This window comes from Aeromonas sp. S13(2024) (assembly GCF_041402405.1).
Lineage (GTDB): Bacteria > Pseudomonadota > Gammaproteobacteria > Enterobacterales > Aeromonadaceae > Aeromonas > Aeromonas veronii.
Window position 1 is genome coordinate 103,525 of the sequence record NZ_JBGLRA010000011.1, and the last position, 16,478, is coordinate 120,002.

Annotated in this window: 13 protein-coding genes; 9 read left to right on the plus strand and 4 right to left on the minus strand. The window is 61.9% G+C overall.

Going from position 1 to position 16,478, the window contains the following annotated elements:
* The first annotated feature begins 86 nt into the window (after positions 1-86).
* Positions 87-1,940, plus strand: coding sequence for a methyl-accepting chemotaxis protein (locus ACB042_RS14920; protein WP_103250823.1), 1,854 nt, complete (start codon positions 87-89; stop codon positions 1,938-1,940).
* Positions 1,941-2,062: 122 nt separating this feature from the next.
* Positions 2,063-2,713 carry a chromophore lyase CpcT/CpeT gene (locus ACB042_RS14925; protein WP_021230765.1) on the plus strand — a complete coding sequence of 217 codons (651 nt, stop codon included), beginning with the start codon at positions 2,063-2,065 and terminating at the stop codon, positions 2,711-2,713.
* Between the two features lie 125 nt (positions 2,714-2,838).
* Here the strand turns inward: ACB042_RS14925 and rpmE are convergent, their stop codons facing one another.
* Complete coding sequence (gene rpmE, locus ACB042_RS14930) at positions 2,839-3,054, minus strand: 50S ribosomal protein L31 (RefSeq protein ID WP_005340673.1); 216 nt, start codon at positions 3,052-3,054, stop codon at positions 2,839-2,841.
* Between the two features lie 147 nt (positions 3,055-3,201).
* On the opposite strand from rpmE, the gene priA reads away from it, so the two are divergent.
* A complete protein-coding gene (priA, locus tag ACB042_RS14935; protein WP_371178657.1) occupies positions 3,202-5,409 on the plus strand; it encodes a primosomal protein N' in 2,208 nt (735 codons plus the stop codon).
* A gap of 66 nt (positions 5,410-5,475) precedes the next feature.
* On the opposite strand, the gene ACB042_RS14940 is transcribed toward priA, so the two are convergent.
* Positions 5,476-6,567 (minus strand): hypothetical protein, encoded by a 1,092-nt coding sequence (locus ACB042_RS14940; protein ID WP_371178658.1) that lies wholly within the window; start codon positions 6,565-6,567, stop codon positions 5,476-5,478.
* A gap of 198 nt (positions 6,568-6,765) precedes the next feature.
* Here ACB042_RS14940 and ACB042_RS14945 point away from each other — a divergent pair, with 198 nt between their 5' ends.
* From ACB042_RS14945 to dtd, 5 genes are all read left to right on the plus strand, one after another.
* Positions 6,766-8,199 carry a DUF2867 domain-containing protein gene (locus tag ACB042_RS14945; protein WP_199765764.1) on the plus strand — a complete coding sequence of 478 codons (1,434 nt, stop codon included), beginning with the start codon at positions 6,766-6,768 and terminating at the stop codon, positions 8,197-8,199.
* A gap of 169 nt (positions 8,200-8,368) precedes the next feature.
* Complete coding sequence (locus ACB042_RS14950; RefSeq protein ID WP_005355439.1) at positions 8,369-9,595, plus strand: aromatic amino acid transporter; 1,227 nt, start codon at positions 8,369-8,371, stop codon at positions 9,593-9,595.
* Positions 9,596-9,849: 254 nt separating this feature from the next.
* The gene (locus ACB042_RS14955) at positions 9,850-11,091 is read left to right on the plus strand and encodes a malic enzyme-like NAD(P)-binding protein (protein WP_064339161.1); all 1,242 of its coding nucleotides are present in this window, start codon (positions 9,850-9,852) and stop codon (positions 11,089-11,091) included.
* 177 nt (positions 11,092-11,268) lie between these two features.
* Complete coding sequence (locus ACB042_RS14960; RefSeq protein WP_005340664.1) at positions 11,269-12,141, plus strand: virulence factor BrkB family protein; 873 nt, start codon at positions 11,269-11,271, stop codon at positions 12,139-12,141.
* A 92-nt stretch (positions 12,142-12,233) separates the two neighbouring features.
* Positions 12,234-12,671, plus strand: a complete 438-nt coding sequence (dtd, locus tag ACB042_RS14965) for a D-aminoacyl-tRNA deacylase (protein ID WP_113740154.1) — start codon at positions 12,234-12,236, stop codon at positions 12,669-12,671.
* On the opposite strand, the gene ACB042_RS14970 is transcribed toward dtd, so the two are convergent.
* Positions 12,660-13,340: a spermidine synthase gene (locus ACB042_RS14970; RefSeq protein WP_371178672.1), complete on the minus strand. Its 681-nt coding sequence runs from the start codon at positions 13,338-13,340 to the stop codon at positions 12,660-12,662. The genes dtd and ACB042_RS14970 overlap by 12 nt on opposite strands.
* Positions 13,341-13,391: 51 nt before the next feature.
* Here ACB042_RS14970 and ACB042_RS14975 point away from each other — a divergent pair, with 51 nt between their 5' ends.
* The gene (locus tag ACB042_RS14975; protein ID WP_069527624.1) at positions 13,392-14,300 is read left to right on the plus strand and encodes a bifunctional GNAT family N-acetyltransferase/hotdog fold thioesterase; all 909 of its coding nucleotides are present in this window, start codon (positions 13,392-13,394) and stop codon (positions 14,298-14,300) included.
* Between the two features lie 54 nt (positions 14,301-14,354).
* On the opposite strand, the gene ACB042_RS14980 is transcribed toward ACB042_RS14975, so the two are convergent.
* Positions 14,355-16,472 carry an AsmA family protein gene (locus tag ACB042_RS14980; RefSeq protein WP_371178659.1) on the minus strand — a complete coding sequence of 706 codons (2,118 nt, stop codon included), beginning with the start codon at positions 16,470-16,472 and terminating at the stop codon, positions 14,355-14,357.
* Between the last annotated feature and the right edge of the window lie 6 nt (positions 16,473-16,478).

A 16,478-nucleotide genomic window follows, 5' to 3' on the forward strand; every position in this document is an offset into this window, starting at 1 on the left:
AATGAATATTCCTTGCACAGATCACCTGTCGCCGCTTTTCTGCATAAGCTCAATGCAGTTCACTGCCTGTTTGCGAGAGGTCTATCGTGCTTATCCGTCATAAGTTGATCCTGAATACCGTGCTGGTTGCCGTTGCCATGCTGGTACTGAGCGGCCTGTTTATCTACTCCAGCCAGGTGCACCGTCACCTGACCGAAGCCCAGCGCAATATCGATCAGCTGGAGATCGCCATGCTCAACCTGCGGCGGGCCGAGAAGGATTTTCTGATCCGCAAGGATATGACCTTCGTCGAGCGCTTCAATCAGGGGCTGTCAGATTTTCATCAGCACAACCGGGAGCTGGTGACTGATGACAATCTGGCGGCCGTCGAGGGGGAGCTGACCAGACTGGATCAGCAGATCAGCGGTTATGGCAAAGCCTTCAATGATCTGGTGGCCCAGCAGCAGAAGATTGGTCTGGGGCCTGAGGAGGGGCTCTATGGCAAGCTGAGGGCGGCGGTGCATGAGGTGGAGAATGGGCTCAAGCAGCTGGATCAGCAGGGGCTGCTCATCACCATGCTGCAACTGAGGCGGGCGGAGAAAGACTTCATGCTGCGTTCCGATATCCAGTATCTGGAGCGTTTCGAGACCTTGCACAAGAGTTTTCAGGATAGCCTTGCCACTTTGCCGGAGGGGGATCGCGGCAGGTTGGAGCAGGCCAGCAAGCAGTACCGGCAGGACTTTGTGGCGCTGGTGCAGGGGATGCAGGTACTGGGGCTGAAAGAGGATGAGGGGCTGCGCAACCAGATGCGGGATCTGGTGCATCAGACCGAACAGGGGTTTGCCGCCGTCGATCAGCACATTGTCGCTGAGCTGGAGCGGCAGAGCGCTCGCCTCAACAGCCTGATGCTGGTCTGTGGCGGGGTGATTGTGGTGCTGATCGGCATCATGAGCGTGTTGCTGGGGCGCAGCATCGACCGTCCCATTACTCAGGTGAATGATACCGTCAACCGCATTCGCCAGGATAATGACCTGCGCCTGAAGATAGAGCTGCGCGGGGCAGATGAAATGGCCCAGCTGGCAGGCAATCTCGACGTGATGCTGGGCGGGTTTCGCAACCTGATTGGCGATGTGAAGCAGAGCGTGCACACCCTGACCGAAGCGGCGGATCACCTCTCGGCCAACGTCAAACGCACCAGCGAAGGGGCGGCGCGCCAGCTGCAGGAGACCGACATGGTGGCGACCGCGTCCACAGAGATGGGCTCCACCATCGAAGAGATCGCCCGCAACACCGAGCAGGCGGCCAACAATGCGCAGGCGACCAACAACAAGGCGATGGAGGGGCGGACTGCGGTCGAGAATACTGTCGAGCAGATCCGCTCGCTGGCAGGCAATCTGGAGAGTTCATCCCGCGAGGTAAGCCAGCTGCAAAAAGAGAGCGAGACCATCGGCTCCGTGCTCGATGTGATCCGCGGCATTGCCGAGCAGACCAACCTGCTGGCCCTCAACGCAGCCATCGAAGCAGCTCGGGCAGGGGATCAGGGACGTGGTTTTGCGGTGGTGGCCGATGAGGTGCGCAATCTGGCCATCCGTACCCAAAAATCGACCCAGGAGATCGCCGGCATCATCAGCTCGCTGCAGAAACAGACCGGCAGCATCGTCGAGGTGATGGCAACCTGCCGCGAGCAGGGCAACCGCAGCTCGGATCAGGCCAGTACCGCAGGGGAGTTGCTGGGGCAGATCACTCAGGATGTTACCAACATCATGGACATGAGCACCCAGATTGCGGCAGCCATCGAACAGCAGAGTCTGGTGGCCAACGAGGTGAACCGCAACGTCAACAACATCCGCGACATCGCCCAGGAGTCGAGCATCATGGCAGAGGAAAATGCGAGATCCAGCGAGGGTCTCAACGAGCAGGCCCAGCTGCTCAACAAGGCAGTGGCAAAATATCGGGTTTAGTGAGCGGACTGGCATCCTTGTGAGGTTTTTGCACCAGAGTGGCAATGATTTGATCGTAATGGCTGTTATTGGGGTAATTCGCTCATATAATCGCCGCCACTATGATGATTCGGAAGGATTCGATGGCAAAGTTGCTGGTGGCCGTATTCGGGCTGCTCTGTTCCTGTCTGGTGTTGGCAGGTTCGGCGCCTCAGGCTACCCCACTCAAGCCCGGCATGGAGCCGCTACTCAGCTGGTTCAACGGGGCCTTTACGAGCCGGGAGCAGGCCAGTTACGACAGCCGCTTTACCAGTGCCGAGCTGCGCCTGATGGAGATTTGGCCCGGCTATCAGGGCTATCGCTGGGTCTATGCCGAGCAGTATCTGAGCATGCGCTCCGTCCGTCCTTTCCGCCAGCGCATCTATCGCTTCTCACCTGCCCCTGACGGGCGGATCCTGATGGCCGAACTGACCATGCCCCGTGCCACAGATTTTGCCGGTGCCTGGCATGATCCCGCCCTGCTCGACAGTCTGACCCCGCAGCAGCTCTCCTTGCGCCACGGTTGCGAGATCTGGCTGACCCGTACCCCCTCCGGCGAATATGCCGGTCATACCCGGGTGGGCCATTGCTCCACCGATTTTGGTGGTGCCACGACGCTGGTGCAGCATATCTGGATTGGCCCCGATAGCGTCAGATTGCTGGATCGCGCCTATGACAACGCAGGGAGTCCGCGCTGGGGCAGCCCGGGTGAGGGGTATGTCTATTTGCGTCGTTCCAAAGGGTTTGGCCAGTAGGGGCGAGTGCATCTGGCTGCGGGAAAGGGGTAAACCATATTCAGGACGGGACAGAAGGAAGAAAAACAGGGATCGTAAAAAAGGCGCCCGATGGGCGCCTTTTTCAGAATTCTTCAGAAGTAAAATTACTTCTTGGTGGTCATCGCACCGAAACGCTTGTTGAACTTGTCTACGCGGCCGCCGCTAGAAACTTCTTTCTGCTTGCCGGTGTAGAACGGGTGGCACTCGGAGCACACGTCCAGGTTCAGATCTTTACCGATGGTAGAGAAAGTGTTGATGACGTTACCGCAAGAGCACTTGGCGGTGATGGCTACGTAGTCAGGATGGATACCAGCTTTCATGGACAACCTCAATTAATAGGCCGTGTCGCCATCCGATCTCTTGTCGGACACCACACGATTGTTGAACACAGTTTCAAAGGCTGCGAATAATATAGGAAATGCCTGAGATCAGGCAAGTGGCTTCGCAGAAAAAATAGGCAACCCCTGGTGAATTCTTCCCAAACGCTGGATCTGGTTCGTGTCGCTGTCCCGGTACCGTTACGCCGTCACTTCGACTATCTCTCTCCCCTGCCGTTACCTGCCCCCGGTTGCCGGGTCGAGATCCCTTTCGGTCCCCAGACCCTGGTTGGGCTGGTGGTGGAACATCCGGTCGACAGCCAGGTGCCCCGCAACAAGCTCAAGCCCATCAAGCGCGTACTCGATGCGACGCCGGTGCTGGGGCCGGATATTCTGGCGCTGATGAACTGGAGCGCCAGCTACTACCAGCATCCGCTGGGTGAGGTGTTGCCTCACGCCCTGCCAGTGCTGGTGCGCAAGGGGGAGCCAGCCGCCTATCGGGAGCTGGAGTTCTGGTTTGCTACCGAGGCCGGCATGGCCATCGACCTTAACGAGCTCAAGCGGGCGGCCAAGCAGCAGCAAGCGCTCGCCTTGCTGCGCAAGGGGCCGCAGACACCTTCTGCCCTCAAGCAGGAGGAGATCCAGAGCGCAGCTCTCACCGCGCTGGAGAAGAAGGGGCTGCTGGAGAAGCGTTCGCTGGAGCCGAGCCACGACGGCGATTGGGCTGCCCGCTTCGAGCCGGGGGAGGGGCTGCGCCTCAACGGCGAGCAGGCATTGGCCGTCTCTGCCGTTACCAGCCAGAGCGACAAGTTCGGCGCCTTCCTGCTGGATGGCATCACAGGTTCCGGCAAAACCGAGGTGTATTTAAGCATCCTCGAGCCGTTGCTCAAGGCGGGCAAGCAGGCGCTGGTGATGGTACCGGAGATCGGTCTGACCCCGCAGACCATCAACCGCTTCCGGCGCCGCTTCAACGTGCCTGTGGTAGCGATGAACTCCGCCATGAACGACAGGGAGCGGCTCGACGCCTGGCTCGCCTGTCGCGACGGCGGCGCCGCCATCCTGATCGGTACCCGCTCCGCGGTGTTCACCCCGTTTCACAACCTCGGCATCATCATCATTGACGAGGAGCACGACGGCTCCTTCAAGCAGCAGGACGGTTTTCGCTACCACGCGCGGGATCTGGCGGTGATGCGGGCTCATCGTGCCGGTATCCCCATCCTGCTTGGCTCGGCCACCCCGTCGCTGGAGACGCTGCACAACGCCCGCACCGGCAAGTATCACCACCTCAGCCTGACGCGGCGCGCCGGTAACGCCCAGACCGCCCGTCAGGTGATCCTGGATATCAAGAACGTGCGGTTGCAGGCCGGGCTCTCGCCCCAGCTGGAGCAGCTGATGGCGGAGCATCTGGCGGCGGGCAATCAGGTGATGCTGTTTCTCAACCGCCGTGGCTATGCCCCGGCCCTGATCTGTCACCAGTGTGGCTGGAGCGCCGCTTGTGAGCGTTGCGATGCCTGGTACACCTGGCATCAGGCCGGACGACGGCTGCACTGCCACCACTGTGACAGCGTGCGCCCGCTGCCCCACCACTGCCCCGAGTGTGGCAGCAACGAGCTGATTGGATCGGGAGTGGGCACCGAGCAGCTGGAGCAGCTGCTCACCACGGTTTTCCCGCAATATCCGGTAGTACGCATCGATCGGGACAACACCCGCCGCAAGGGGGAGCTGGAGACCCATCTCGGCGACATCAAGGCGGGCAAGTACAAGATCCTGATCGGCACCCAGATGCTGGCCAAGGGCCACCACTTTCCGGACGTGACGCTAGTGGGTCTGCTGGATGTGGATGGCGCCCTGTTCAGCGCCGATTTTCGCGCCGCCGAGAAGCTGGCCCAGCTCTACACCCAGGTGGCGGGCCGTGCCGGTCGCGCCAGCAAACCCGGGTTGGTAGTGCTGCAGAGCCACCATCCGGAACATGCCCTGCTGCAGGATTTGACCCAGAACGGTTACGGCCACTTCGCCGACACGGCGCTGAAAGAGCGCCGCCTGTTGGGGCTACCGCCGTTCAGCTATCAGGGGCTGTTCCGCGCCGAGGCCAACGGCCGCGACGAGGTGCAACTGTTCCTCTCTCGCCTCGCCGATACCCTGCGCAGCGCCCGTTATCCCCACGTTCAGGTGCTGGGGCCCATCAGCGGCTTTATGGAGCGTAAGGCGGGCAAGTTCCGCATGCAGTTGCTGGTGCAGGGGCCGAACCGGGCACCGCTGGCCCAACTGCTGGATTGGGCGGTGAAGGAGCTGGAAGGCTGGCCCGAGACCAAAAGGGTGCGCTGGAGTCTGGATATCGACCCCACCGAGCTGAGTTGATGGTGGTACCGGCGCCGGTCGCTGGCAGTTATCGTCAGCGACCGACGGGTGATTTCATTTCAAGGCTCAGACCCGCAGATCGATCTGCTGCACCCAGCCTCCTTTACCCTGTTCGGTGAGATAGAGGCCGGATTGGCGCAGCACCCCCTGATTGCCGCTCTCCCCCAGATGGTTGAAGGGGGTGTCGAGGGGGCGCAGCAGGATGGCGCCGATCCCCAGTTCGACCAGCGCGATAGGTGCGTGCTCCGGATGCCAGAACTGCAGCGCTGAAAACTGGCTATCCCCCTCATCCAGCACCCCGTTGCCATCCTCATCCAGGGTGGCCAACTCGCCGAAGCCATTGCCGGAGCGAGCACCAAACAGCTCGCCCCCATCGTCTATGGTGCCGTTGCCATTGCGATCCAGCGCCACAAAGCCGCTCCCTTCACTCAAGCCCGGCAGGCTATCCTCTTTGCCATCCTGATCAATATCGAAAGTGACCCGTGCCTCGGTCAGATCGGCAATCTTGCCATCCAGACTGAGCACCAGCGGATCCTTGAGGGCATTGAGGGTGGTGCGCCGCTGGCTTACCTCCAGCTGGCGCCAGTCGAGCACAAAGCCGAGATCGAGCTGAATAGTCTGACCATCCCGAGTCGCTACGCTGGCCGATGCCACCACGTTGAGCTGCTCCTGTTGCAGCAGGGTGTCAGTCACCTCCACCAGTTGATCTGGCTCGGCGGCTTGAGCAGCGGCATCTCCTTGGGTCACTCCATCGCCTCCCTCTTCGGAGGGTTTGATCGGCTTGGGCAGCTCGATCTCGTGGCCCAGCATCGCCTCAATCATCAGCTTGATCAGCCGCTGGCGGTTATCCAGTCCATCGTCGGGAATGCCATCCTGCTCTTTGCCGACTTCCCCTGCGGGCGGGGTGGGAGGTGTTGCAGCTTGCTTGCTGGCGGCTGATTGCCTCGCGGTTTGCAGCGTCAGGGCGCTGGTGAGGGTCAGGGTGCTGCTGCGTTCGCCGGCCACTGCCGCGTTGTTGCCTTCCGGTGGATTGACGACGGGTGGCACGGGCCCGAGGTTGCGCACCTTGCGGTTCTGGGCCTGTTGTTGCCGATATTGCACCTCCCCCTGGAGGTCGTAGTGATCGATGCGCATATGATCGCCCTCGGCGCTATACATTTGGTCAGTTATCGACCACTTAATGCACAGGGCTTAACACCAAATCGGACTAATCAGGGAGGTGGTTAGTACTAGGTTGCAAGGTGGCGGCGTGGCAGGATGGCAAGAGACTGGATAGTGGCGCTCTAGTTGAACATTTTCAGGTAGCGCTGCGCACTCTGGCTGACAAGCGGCATCGGTGAGGATAGGGAGAATTACATGAGAAATTGTCTGGTGATGGGGGCGGCAGGCTATATCGGTTCCTATCTGGTGCCCCACCTGCAAACGCTGGGCTACAGGGTGATTGCCGGGGCGCGCCGTCCCTGCCGCTTGCCTGAGGGAGTCGAGTTTCGCCTCGCCGACAGCCTCAAGCCGATCACCTTGCTGCCTGCGCTGGCGGGCATCGATACCGTCTTCTATCTGGTGCATGCCATGGGGGCGGGGGCCGATTTTCACCGGTTGGAGCAGCAGGGGGTGAAGAACTTCGCTGCCGCTGCCCGCGCCGCCGGGGTGCGCCGCATCATCTATCTCGGGGCAATCCAGCCCGAGCAGTGCAACAGCCGCCATCTCAACTCCCGCCGCCATTGTGGCGAGTTGTTTCGCGAATCTGGCGTGCCGACGGTTGAGCTGCGCGCCGGCATCATCATCGGGCCCGGTTCGGCGGCGTTCGAGGTGATGCGGGATCTGGTGTTCAACCTGCCGATGATGGTGACGCCGAAATGGGTGCGCTCGCGCACGCCGCCGATTGCGCTGTCCAACCTGTTGCACTATCTGGGCGGGCTGGTAGAGGCAGACGAGGTGGATGGGCGCATCTTCAACGCGGTCGGCCCCGAGCTGCTCAGCTATCAACAGCAGTTGCAGAAGTTCGCCGCCCATATCGGCAAGCGCTGCCCCATCATTCCCATCCCGTTTCTGAGCCCGCGCCTCTCCGCCTGGTGGCTGCAGTTTGTCACCTCTGTGCCGCAACCGGTAGCCAAGGCGCTGGTGGGGGGCCTCAAGCACGATATCCCGGCCGACGATGGTCCGCTGCGTGCCCTGCTGCCACAGACCCTGCTCAGCTTCGACGAGGCGCTGGCGGAGAGTCTGGCGCTGGAGCAGAAGCTGGGTGCCGAACAGCAGGGGCAGGAGACGCCGCTTGGCCTGCGCTGGCGCCATCCCGAATATGGCTTCTACGACCGCACCGCCAGCGGCGAGGCCATCTGTCTCGCCTCGCCCGAGGTGGTGTGGCAGGTTTTGCAGCAGCTGGGGGGTGAGCAGCGCTACTTCTACATGAACCAGCTGTGGGTGGTGCGCGAATGGATGGATCACCTGATTGGCGGCCCGGCCCGCACTCGTGGTCGCACCAATCCCGATCGCTTCGTGAAGGGTGACATGCTCGACTCTTGGCAGATCCTCGGGGTGGATGAGGGGCGCAGGCTCGATCTGTTGTTCAACATGAAGGCCCCGGGCGTCGGGCGGCTGGAGTTCAACATCCTGCCGGAGGAGTCCGGGTTGACCCGCATCCGGGTCACCGCTCACTGGCACCCGCAGGGCGCCTGGGGGCTGGCCTACTGGCTTGCCATGCTGCCGTTCCACCTCTTTATCTTTCAGGGGATGACCGAGGCCATCGCCCGTCAGGCTGAGGCGAGGGCAGGTATCCCGGTGATGGATTAACCCCTATTCACACCATCCCCGCTGATAGAGTGCCCCGTTCGGGGCACTTTTTATGCGGCGGCCATGCCCGGTTATGGCAGATAGTGGTAGGCGTCTCATGGCAAAGGCTGGCATCATGCCGCGGTCTTGTTTACCGCGGATAGATAATCAGTCAGAAAAAGAAGGGATTATGAAGAAAAAACCGTCAATTTTGGGGGGCGCCTGCATCATTGCCAGCGTCTGCGTGGGAGCCGGCATGCTCGGTCTGCCGAGTTCGGGGGCGGGGGCCTGGACCCTCTGGTCGGTGCTGGCGCTGACCGTCACCATGGTGATGATGACCCTCTCCGGCTGGATGTTGCTGGAATCCTTCCAGCACCACGATATGCGGGTCTCCTTCAATACCGTGACTCGCGAGCTGCTGGGGGAGAAGCTCAATCTCCTCAACAACCTCTCGGTCTACTTTGTTGGCGGCATACTGCTCTACGCCTATATCACCTCCTCCGGTGCCATCCTGCAGGGCATTCTGGGGATCGACAGCAAGCTTGCATCCGTGCTGTTCGTGGCGCTCTTCTCTGCGGTGGTGTGGCACTCTACCCGCGCCGTTGACCGCATTTCTGTGGTGCTGATCGCCTTTATGATCCTCAGCTTCGCCCTCGGTGTGGCCGGTCTGCTCGGCAGTATCAAGCTGCCGACCCTGCTCGATCTGGCGGGCAGCGAGAGCCGCTACGCTCCCTATGCCATGGCGATGCTGCCGGTGGCGCTCACCTCGTTCGGCTATCACCACTCGGTGGCCTCCCTGCGTGCCTACTACCAGAACGAGCAGCAGGCTAGATGGGCCATTCTGGGGGGAACCCTGATCGCGCTGGCGCTCTACGTGCTCTGGCTGTTGGGGATCTTCGGCAACCTGCCCCGTCAGGATTTTGCTCCGGTGATTGCCAAGGGGGGTGACGTGAGTGTGCTGCTCTCCGCGCTTTCAGGGGTCATTGAATCGGAGAAGGTGGCCAGCGCAATCAACGGCTTCTCCATGGCGGCCATCCTCTCCTCCTTTATCGGAGTGGGGCTCGGGGTGTTCGACTATCTGGCTGATCTGTTCAAGTTCGACAACAGCCGCGCCGGTCGCTGCAAGACCTGGGCGGTCACCTTCCTGCCGCCGTTGGTGCTCTCCCTGCTCTTCCCGTTCGGCTTCCTGCTGGCCATCGGCTATGCCGGTGCCGCCGCAACCATCTGGACCTGCATCATCCCGGCATTGCTGGTGCTGCGGACCCGGGCGCGGGCCGAGCGGGGCGAAGTCACCCCCCATTTCGTCACCCCAGGCGGCAAGCTGATGGCCTGGCTGCTGATCCTGTTCGGATTGGCGACCGCGCTGTTCCACTTCCTGTCGATGGCAAATCTGTTGCCGGTCTATCTGGGCAACTGAGTCAGGTCTACAGCACTGACAGAAAGGGCGGCAAGGCCAATTTGCCGCCCTTTTTGCTCCATTTTTATCCCACGCAGCAGAATCTATAACTAAAGTGGTAGGTGTGGGTGGGGTAAGGTGCTGAAAAAACTGGTCTGATCTGGCTAGCGGCAGCATGATCTGCTGGGCATGCCCACCGCTTTCTTTTATGATCCCCGCCCTTCTGTGTGTCCCCTGTCGGCACCTCATTTGCACCAACCACATCGGGGTCCCCCATGTCCGATCTGCGTCAAGAAGCACTCGATTACCACGCCCTGCCCGTACCGGGCAAAATTGCCATCGCCCTGACCAAGCCTGCCGAAACCGCCCGCGATCTGGCGCTGGCCTACAGCCCAGGTGTTGCCGAGCCGGTGCGCGAGATCGCCGCCAACCCGGCCGATGCCTACCGTTATACCGGCAAGGGCAATCTGGTGGCCGTCATCTCCAACGGCACCGCCATTCTGGGTCTGGGTAATCTGGGGCCGCTGGCCTCCAAGCCGGTGATGGAGGGCAAGGCCCTGCTGTTCAAGCGCTTCGCCGGTATCGACGCTATCGACATCGAGGTGAAGCACGAGACCAGCCAGCAGTTTATCGACACGGTGGCGGCCATCGCCGATACCTTCGGTGGCATCAATCTGGAAGATATCAAGGCGCCGGAGTGTTTCGAGATTGAAGAGGCGCTGATCGCGCGCTGCGACATTCCGGTGTTCCACGATGACCAGCACGGTACCGCTATCGTCACCGCCGCCGGTCTGCTCAATGCGCTGGAAGTGCAGGGCAAGCAGATCAGTGACAGCCGCATCGTCTGCATGGGGGCGGGGGCTGCCGCCACCGCCTGCATGGATCTGCTGATCAAGTGTGGCGCCAGGGCGCACAACATCTTCATGCTGGATCGTCAGGGTGTGATTCACACCGGCCGCAGCGATCTCAACAAGTACAAGCAGCGTTTCGCCAACGAGACCCCGCTGCGCACCCTGATGGATGTCATCGAAGGGGCGGATGTGTTTGTCGGTGTTTCAGGCCCCGACGTGTTGCCCGCCGAAGCGGTCGCCCTGATGGCGCCCAATCCGGTGATCTTCGCCTGTTCCAACCCGGATCCCGAGATCAAGCCGGCGCTGGCCCACGCGGTGCGCAGCGACCTCATCATGGGTACCGGTCGCTCCGACTACCCGAACCAGATCAACAACGTGCTCTGTTTCCCCTTCATCTTCCGCGGTGCCCTCGATGCCCGCGCCAGCCGCATCAACGATGCCATGAAGATTGCCGCGGTCGAGGCGATCCGTGCGCTGGCCAAGGAGCCGGTGCCGGCCGAGGTGCTGACCGCCGCCGGGGTGAGCGAGCTGGCCTTCGGCAAGGATTACGTCATTCCCAAGCCGATGGATGCCCGTCTGCTGCCGCGGGTTGCCCGCGCCGTGGCGCTGGCGGCGGTGGCCTCCGGCGTCGCCCGCATCGAGCTGCCCGCGGACTACATGCTGTAATCCGGCGTTGCAAACGGCCCCTTTATCGGGGCCGTTTTTATCTCTGCTTCTGGCGACAGCCAGAGACGCCAGCCGGGCGACAGGTTGGGGCAGATGGAGGCAAATCGGGTGCAAAGGTGGTCAAACAGCGCTCTCCTCTGACACAATATTGCCACTATGACGCTAACGAGAATCAAGATGCAGCAGCCTGTCAGCGGCCGTTTGGCCCACGCCCTCTCCTTCTTGCGCCATGATGGTCGCCACTTTGCCCAGTTTGTCTGGGGCCGTTTCCAGCAGGACAGATTGACGGTCACCGCCGGTTATCTGGCCTATGTCACCCTGCTTTCGCTGGTGCCGATGATCGCCGTGGTCTTTGGCATGATGTCCGCCTTCCCGGTGTTCCAGAGCCTCAAGCAGGCGATGGAGCAGTTCGTCTACCACAACTTCGTGCCGACCGCGGGCGATATGCTCAAGGAGTACATCGACGGCTTCGTCGCCAATGCCACCAACACCACTGCTGTGGGGATTGGGGCGCTGGTGGTGGTGGCGTTGATGCTGATCTCCGCCATCGACAAGAACCTCAACTACATCTGGCGCTCGACCCAGGGCCGCCCGCTGGCGCAGGCCTTTGCCATGTACTGGATGATCCTGACCCTGGGGCCTGTGCTTATCGGGGCCAGTATCGCCATCTCCTCCTATATCTTCTCGCTGCGGCTGTTTGGCGCCGAGAGCCTGTTCGGCATCGGTTATCTGCTGTTGCGCGGTTTGCCGTTCCTCTTCTCGGTGCTCACCTTCCTGCTGGTCTATACCGTGGTGCCGAACTGCAAGGTGCGGCTGATCCACGCCTTTATCGGTGCGCTGGTAGCGGCGACCCTGTTCGAGCTGGCCAAGCGCGGCTTTGCCATCTATATCACCAACTTCCCCTCCTATCAGGCCATCTACGGTGCGCTGGCCACCATCCCGATTCTGTTTGTCTGGGTCTATTTAAGTTGGCTGGTGGTGCTGCTCGGTGCGGAGACCACAGCCTGCCTCGGTGAGTACGAGAAGCCGGCGAGCGAGGAGCTTGGCTAAGCCATCGCCTTGGCCACCGGTTTATTGGTAGCATCGACGACCGCCCCTGCAATCGAGCCGGGGCGGTCGTTCTGTTTTGAGAGGAGAGGGATGTGATTGCACTGATTCAGCGGGTCAGCGAGGCCAGCGTGACTGTCGAGGGGGAGGTGACCGGCGCCATCGGTCAGGGATTGCTGGTACTGCTCGGAGTAGAGCAGGGGGATGACGAGGCCAAGGCCGACAAACTGCTGCACAAGGTGAGCGGCTATCGGGTCTTCAGTGACGAGAATGGCAAGATGAACCTCAATGTCGGTCAGGTCGGCGGCAGCCTGCTGGTGGTCTCCCAGTTTACCCTGGCGGCCGATACCAAGAGCGGGATGCGCCCCAGCTTCTCCTGCGGTGCCCACCCGAGCGAGGCCGAACGCCTCTATGACTACTTCGTGGCGAAGGCTGCTGCCAGCGGCATCCCGACCGCAACCGGGCGTTTTGCCGCCGACATGAAGGTGGCGCTGGTCAACGACGGCCCGGTTACCTTCTGGCTACAGGTCTGAGGATGTCTCGTCCCGCGGTGTGACGTGGACGATCACGTTGATAAGCCCCGCAACCGGATAGGGGGTAGCGGGGCCAATCCACTGTTCGATCAGCGTCAGGGCGTGGGTTAGCTCCAGTTCTGTGCGCGGCAGCAGGTTGATCACCAGGGGGCCGCAGAGGCGGGGAGCCAGCGCCCGGTAGAGCCGCTCCTGAAACAGCAGCAGCGGGTTGCCATCCTGACTGAAGAGATCGAGCAGGATGAGGTCGTACTGCTGCTCGCTCTGCTCGAGAAAGGCGAGGGCATCGGCCTGATGGAGTGTCGGAACGGCTTGCCCATCGTGCGCCTGATGCTGGAAAAACTGCTGATAAACGGTCAGCACCTCTTCGTCGAGGTCAACGCACTCGTGGCGAGCATCGGGCCAGCGCTGACTCAGATGGCGGGTGAGATCGCCGCCACCCAGCCCCAGTTCGAGGATTTGCTCAGCCCGCTCCGGTAGCAGGCAGGCGATGACCCGCTGATGGGGCAGACAGAGGGTCGCGGGGTCGGCGAGCGACATGGCGGATTGCACCACGCCATCTATCTCCAGCCAGCGGTGGTGGCTATTTTCCTGTACCGTGAGGCGGCGCTGGGGTTTGACGCTGAGGTGCAACAAGTGATCGGCTTGGTACGCTTGCAGATTGAAGTCCATGAATTTGCACGGCAAGATGGTTTCCGACCAGTGTAACTCAAGGATGAAACTATGTACCGGGTAGTCACCCCTCAGACAGTCGCCGAGCTGGATGCCTACTACCAGTTGCGCTGGGAACTTCTGCGTAAGCCCTTCAATCTGCCCGTCGGTTCCGAGCGGGACGAATACGACACGGTCGCCATTCACCGGCTGATGCTGGCACCCGATGGCACTCCCATCGCGGTGGGCCGCCTCTTTATCGGCGGTGACGAGGCGCAGATCCGCTTTATGGCGCTGCGGCCCGAATATCGCGGCCAGGGGCTGGGCGCCAAAATGGTGGAGGACCTCGAGCAGCTGGCCCGCAGCGAGAAGGTGAAACGGCTGGTGATGAACGCCCGTCAGGAAGCGGTGGAGTTCTATCGCAAGTGCGGCTTTCTCGAAGTGGGGGGCGGCCCAGTCTCCTTTGGCCGGATTCCCCATCGCCAGATGATCAAATCCCTGAGCCCGTTGCAGACTATCCAGTACCGGCCGGAGTGGTGTCAGGACCTCACCACCCGTTGGTCGCGCGGGGTGCCCATCAGCGAGAAGATGGGGATGCACATCAGCCACTACGACGGCCAGACCTTCCATCTCAAGGCCAATCTGGCGGCCAATTTCAACGTGCATGGCAGCATGTTCGCCGGCAGTGTCTACAGCCAGTGCGTGCTGGCAGGCTGGGGGTTGATCTGGTTGCAGCTTAAAGAGGAGGGGCTGGTGGGCGAGCCGGTGCTGGCCGAGAGCACCATCAAATATCATGGCCCGGTCGATGAGGAGCCCGAGGCGCGGGTGGCCCGCGAGGGGATGCCCGCCGTGCTGCAGCCACTCAAACGGGGGGAGCCTGCCACCTTCAGCCTCAAGATCCAGCTGTTCAGCGGCAGCAAGCTGGCGGCGGAGTTCTGCGGCCACTACGTGGTGCAGCCGCCCCGCCGTCCGGGCCAGTAACCGCGTCGTTTCTCCATCAAACTACAAGGCCTCATCATGAGGCCTTGTCTGTTTTTACCCTTGCTGGCTGTCGCTTGTCTGCCCGGTTTGGGTCTGCACTTGGGCCTGGTTTTGGGCTTTCGTTGCGGGAGCCGGTCGCCAGAGCGGGGCGCTGTTGCCTTGCGGCGGATAGCGTACTCCCACTTCCCAGCCGCAGGCGTCCTGCTTCTGCGGGAAGCTCCAGGCCAGTGTGGGTTCCGTCAGCGGCCCGCGCCACTGGCCGAGCAGCTCGGCGCAGCGGTTGCCATTGAGGATCCCCAGATCCAGCTGCCACTGCTCGTTGACCAGATCGATCCCCCCTTGCAGCGCCAGCAGATGGGTGATGGTGGAGGCGCCAGCCTGCTCGACTTGTAGTTGCCCCTTGTCGATCTTGCCCTGCAGCTTGATGCGGTAGAAGGGGGTATCACCCTCCTGCATCGCCTGCCATAGCTGATCCGGCGTCAGGGTGGGCGGGGTCGCCCCCTTGAACCACTCATCCAGCAGCGGATCTATCTTCACCTTGTCCCAGAACGGCTCGTCGGCATCGAGGGCAAAGCTCCCCTGCAGGGTCTGGCGCCATTCGCCCGCCGTTTTGCCCTGTTCGGCTTGCAGATCGGCGCTCACGTCCGCCTTGCCAGCGAACGAGACAGGGGAGTGGAATATCTTGCCCCATTGCTGCAGATCCAGCTTGGTTGCCTGCAACTGCAGGCGGCTGCTCTGGCCCGGTTCGCGGCCCCACTGGCCACTCAGGCTGAGAGTGCCCTCATCCGGCAGCGAGCTGGTGAGCTTGCCCAGCTGCCAGGAGCTGGGGGTCAGGTCCCCATCCAGCTCGCCGTTGCGGGCGCTGAGGCCATCCCACACCAGCTCGAACCACTTGCTTTCTATGCGGGCACGGCCGAGCAGCGGGCCGGGTTGGTTATCGCGCAGGGCGAGATCGCTCAGATAGAGCTGCCAGCCGGTCAGCGACAGGGGCAGGGTATCGTCGAAGGAGAGCACCTTGAGCTTGTCGAACGCCAGCTTGCGGATATCGACCTGCTGCGGGCGCCAGCTCTGCCAATCCTGCCACCAACCCTGCGGCAGGCTGATATCCATGCCGCTCAGCGCCACGTCTTTCAGGGTCAGCTTCTGCTGCTGGCTATCGAGGGAGAGCTCGACATTGAACGCCCCTTCATAGGCCTTGCCCTGCAGTTCGGCGTCGATCTGCTGGGGCGAGAAGGCGAGCTTGCCCTTGATCTCCTCCAGCTGGAACAGACCACGGCCCATGTCGCCCAGGGTGCCGCTCAGATAGCCGGTGGGCTGGCTGCCCGCCTGCCAGTTGAAGGCGGTGAGCTGGCCGCTGAAGTTGTTGAAGGAGAGCTCCTGATTGATGTCGTTGAGGCTGACGCCGTCCAGCTGACCGCGATCCAGCGACACGCTTTGCAACGGGAAGCGCTGCGGGAAGCCTTGCTGTGTCAGGTCACCCAGCTCTACCCGCATGCCGCGCGCTTTGAGATCGTGCAGTTGCAGGGTGCGAGCGGGCCAGTCCAGCACCATGCCGGTCTCCAGCAGACCGTCAAACAGGTTGGTCACCAGCTTGTCGGTGCGCAGCACTTCTCCTTCCAGCCGTCCTTGCAGGTTGAGGCGGGCGAAGGTGAATTGCGGGGTCTCCAGCTGGCCGATATTGAGGCTCAGGTTGGCCTGTGGCTGCCGTTTCGGGTCGATCAGCTCCCAGTCGCTCAGGGTGGCATTGAGGCCGCGCAGGGTCAGCTCGCTGCTCTCCAGACTGAGGCGATCGATTGTGCTGTCACTGATGGTGAGGGAGTGCACCGGCAGGTTCGGCAGCTGGTTGGGCAGCGGCAGCTTGATGGCGGGACGAATGAGATCGAGATGGGCGATGCGCACGTCGCGGCTCAGCCAGTCGATGCTCTCGATCTCCAGATAGATCTTGTCGAGGGAGACCGCATCGCCGTAACGTACCTGCTCAGCCAGCAGGGTGTAGGGGTGCAGCGGGTTGAACACCAGTCGCCCTATGGTGACCGGCACGCCGGTCTGCTGGCTGATCCAGCTGGCGATGGGGCCTTTGGCGCGCTCGGCGTCGAACAGGCCGAGGGCAACCCAGACAAACAGCAGCAGGAAGGCGAAGGTGTAGAGCAGGCCGCGTAGCCAGGAATTCATGGTTGC

What these genes read in the sequence shown, in the direction of transcription:
- ACB042_RS14955 (WP_064339161.1), top strand. Translation starts at nt 9,850, where the DNA reads ATGTCCGATCTGCGTCAAGAAGCACTCGATTACCACGCCCTGCCCGTA.
- rpmE (WP_005340673.1), bottom strand. Translation starts at nt 3,054, where the DNA reads ATGAAAGCTGGTATCCATCCTGACTACGTAGCCATCACCGCCAAGTGC.
- ACB042_RS14960 (WP_005340664.1), top strand. Translation starts at nt 11,269, where the DNA reads ATGCAGCAGCCTGTCAGCGGCCGTTTGGCCCACGCCCTCTCCTTCTTG.
- ACB042_RS14925 (WP_021230765.1), top strand. Translation starts at nt 2,063, where the DNA reads ATGGCAAAGTTGCTGGTGGCCGTATTCGGGCTGCTCTGTTCCTGTCTG.
- ACB042_RS14970 (WP_371178672.1), bottom strand. Translation starts at nt 13,340, where the DNA reads ATGGACTTCAATCTGCAAGCGTACCAAGCCGATCACTTGTTGCACCTC.
- ACB042_RS14950 (WP_005355439.1), top strand. Translation starts at nt 8,369, where the DNA reads ATGAAGAAAAAACCGTCAATTTTGGGGGGCGCCTGCATCATTGCCAGC.
- ACB042_RS14980 (WP_371178659.1), bottom strand. Translation starts at nt 16,472, where the DNA reads ATGAATTCCTGGCTACGCGGCCTGCTCTACACCTTCGCCTTCCTGCTG.
- ACB042_RS14940 (WP_371178658.1), bottom strand. Translation starts at nt 6,567, where the DNA reads ATGTATAGCGCCGAGGGCGATCATATGCGCATCGATCACTACGACCTC.
- ACB042_RS14945 (WP_199765764.1), top strand. Translation starts at nt 6,766, where the DNA reads ATGAGAAATTGTCTGGTGATGGGGGCGGCAGGCTATATCGGTTCCTAT.
- ACB042_RS14975 (WP_069527624.1), top strand. Translation starts at nt 13,392, where the DNA reads ATGTACCGGGTAGTCACCCCTCAGACAGTCGCCGAGCTGGATGCCTAC.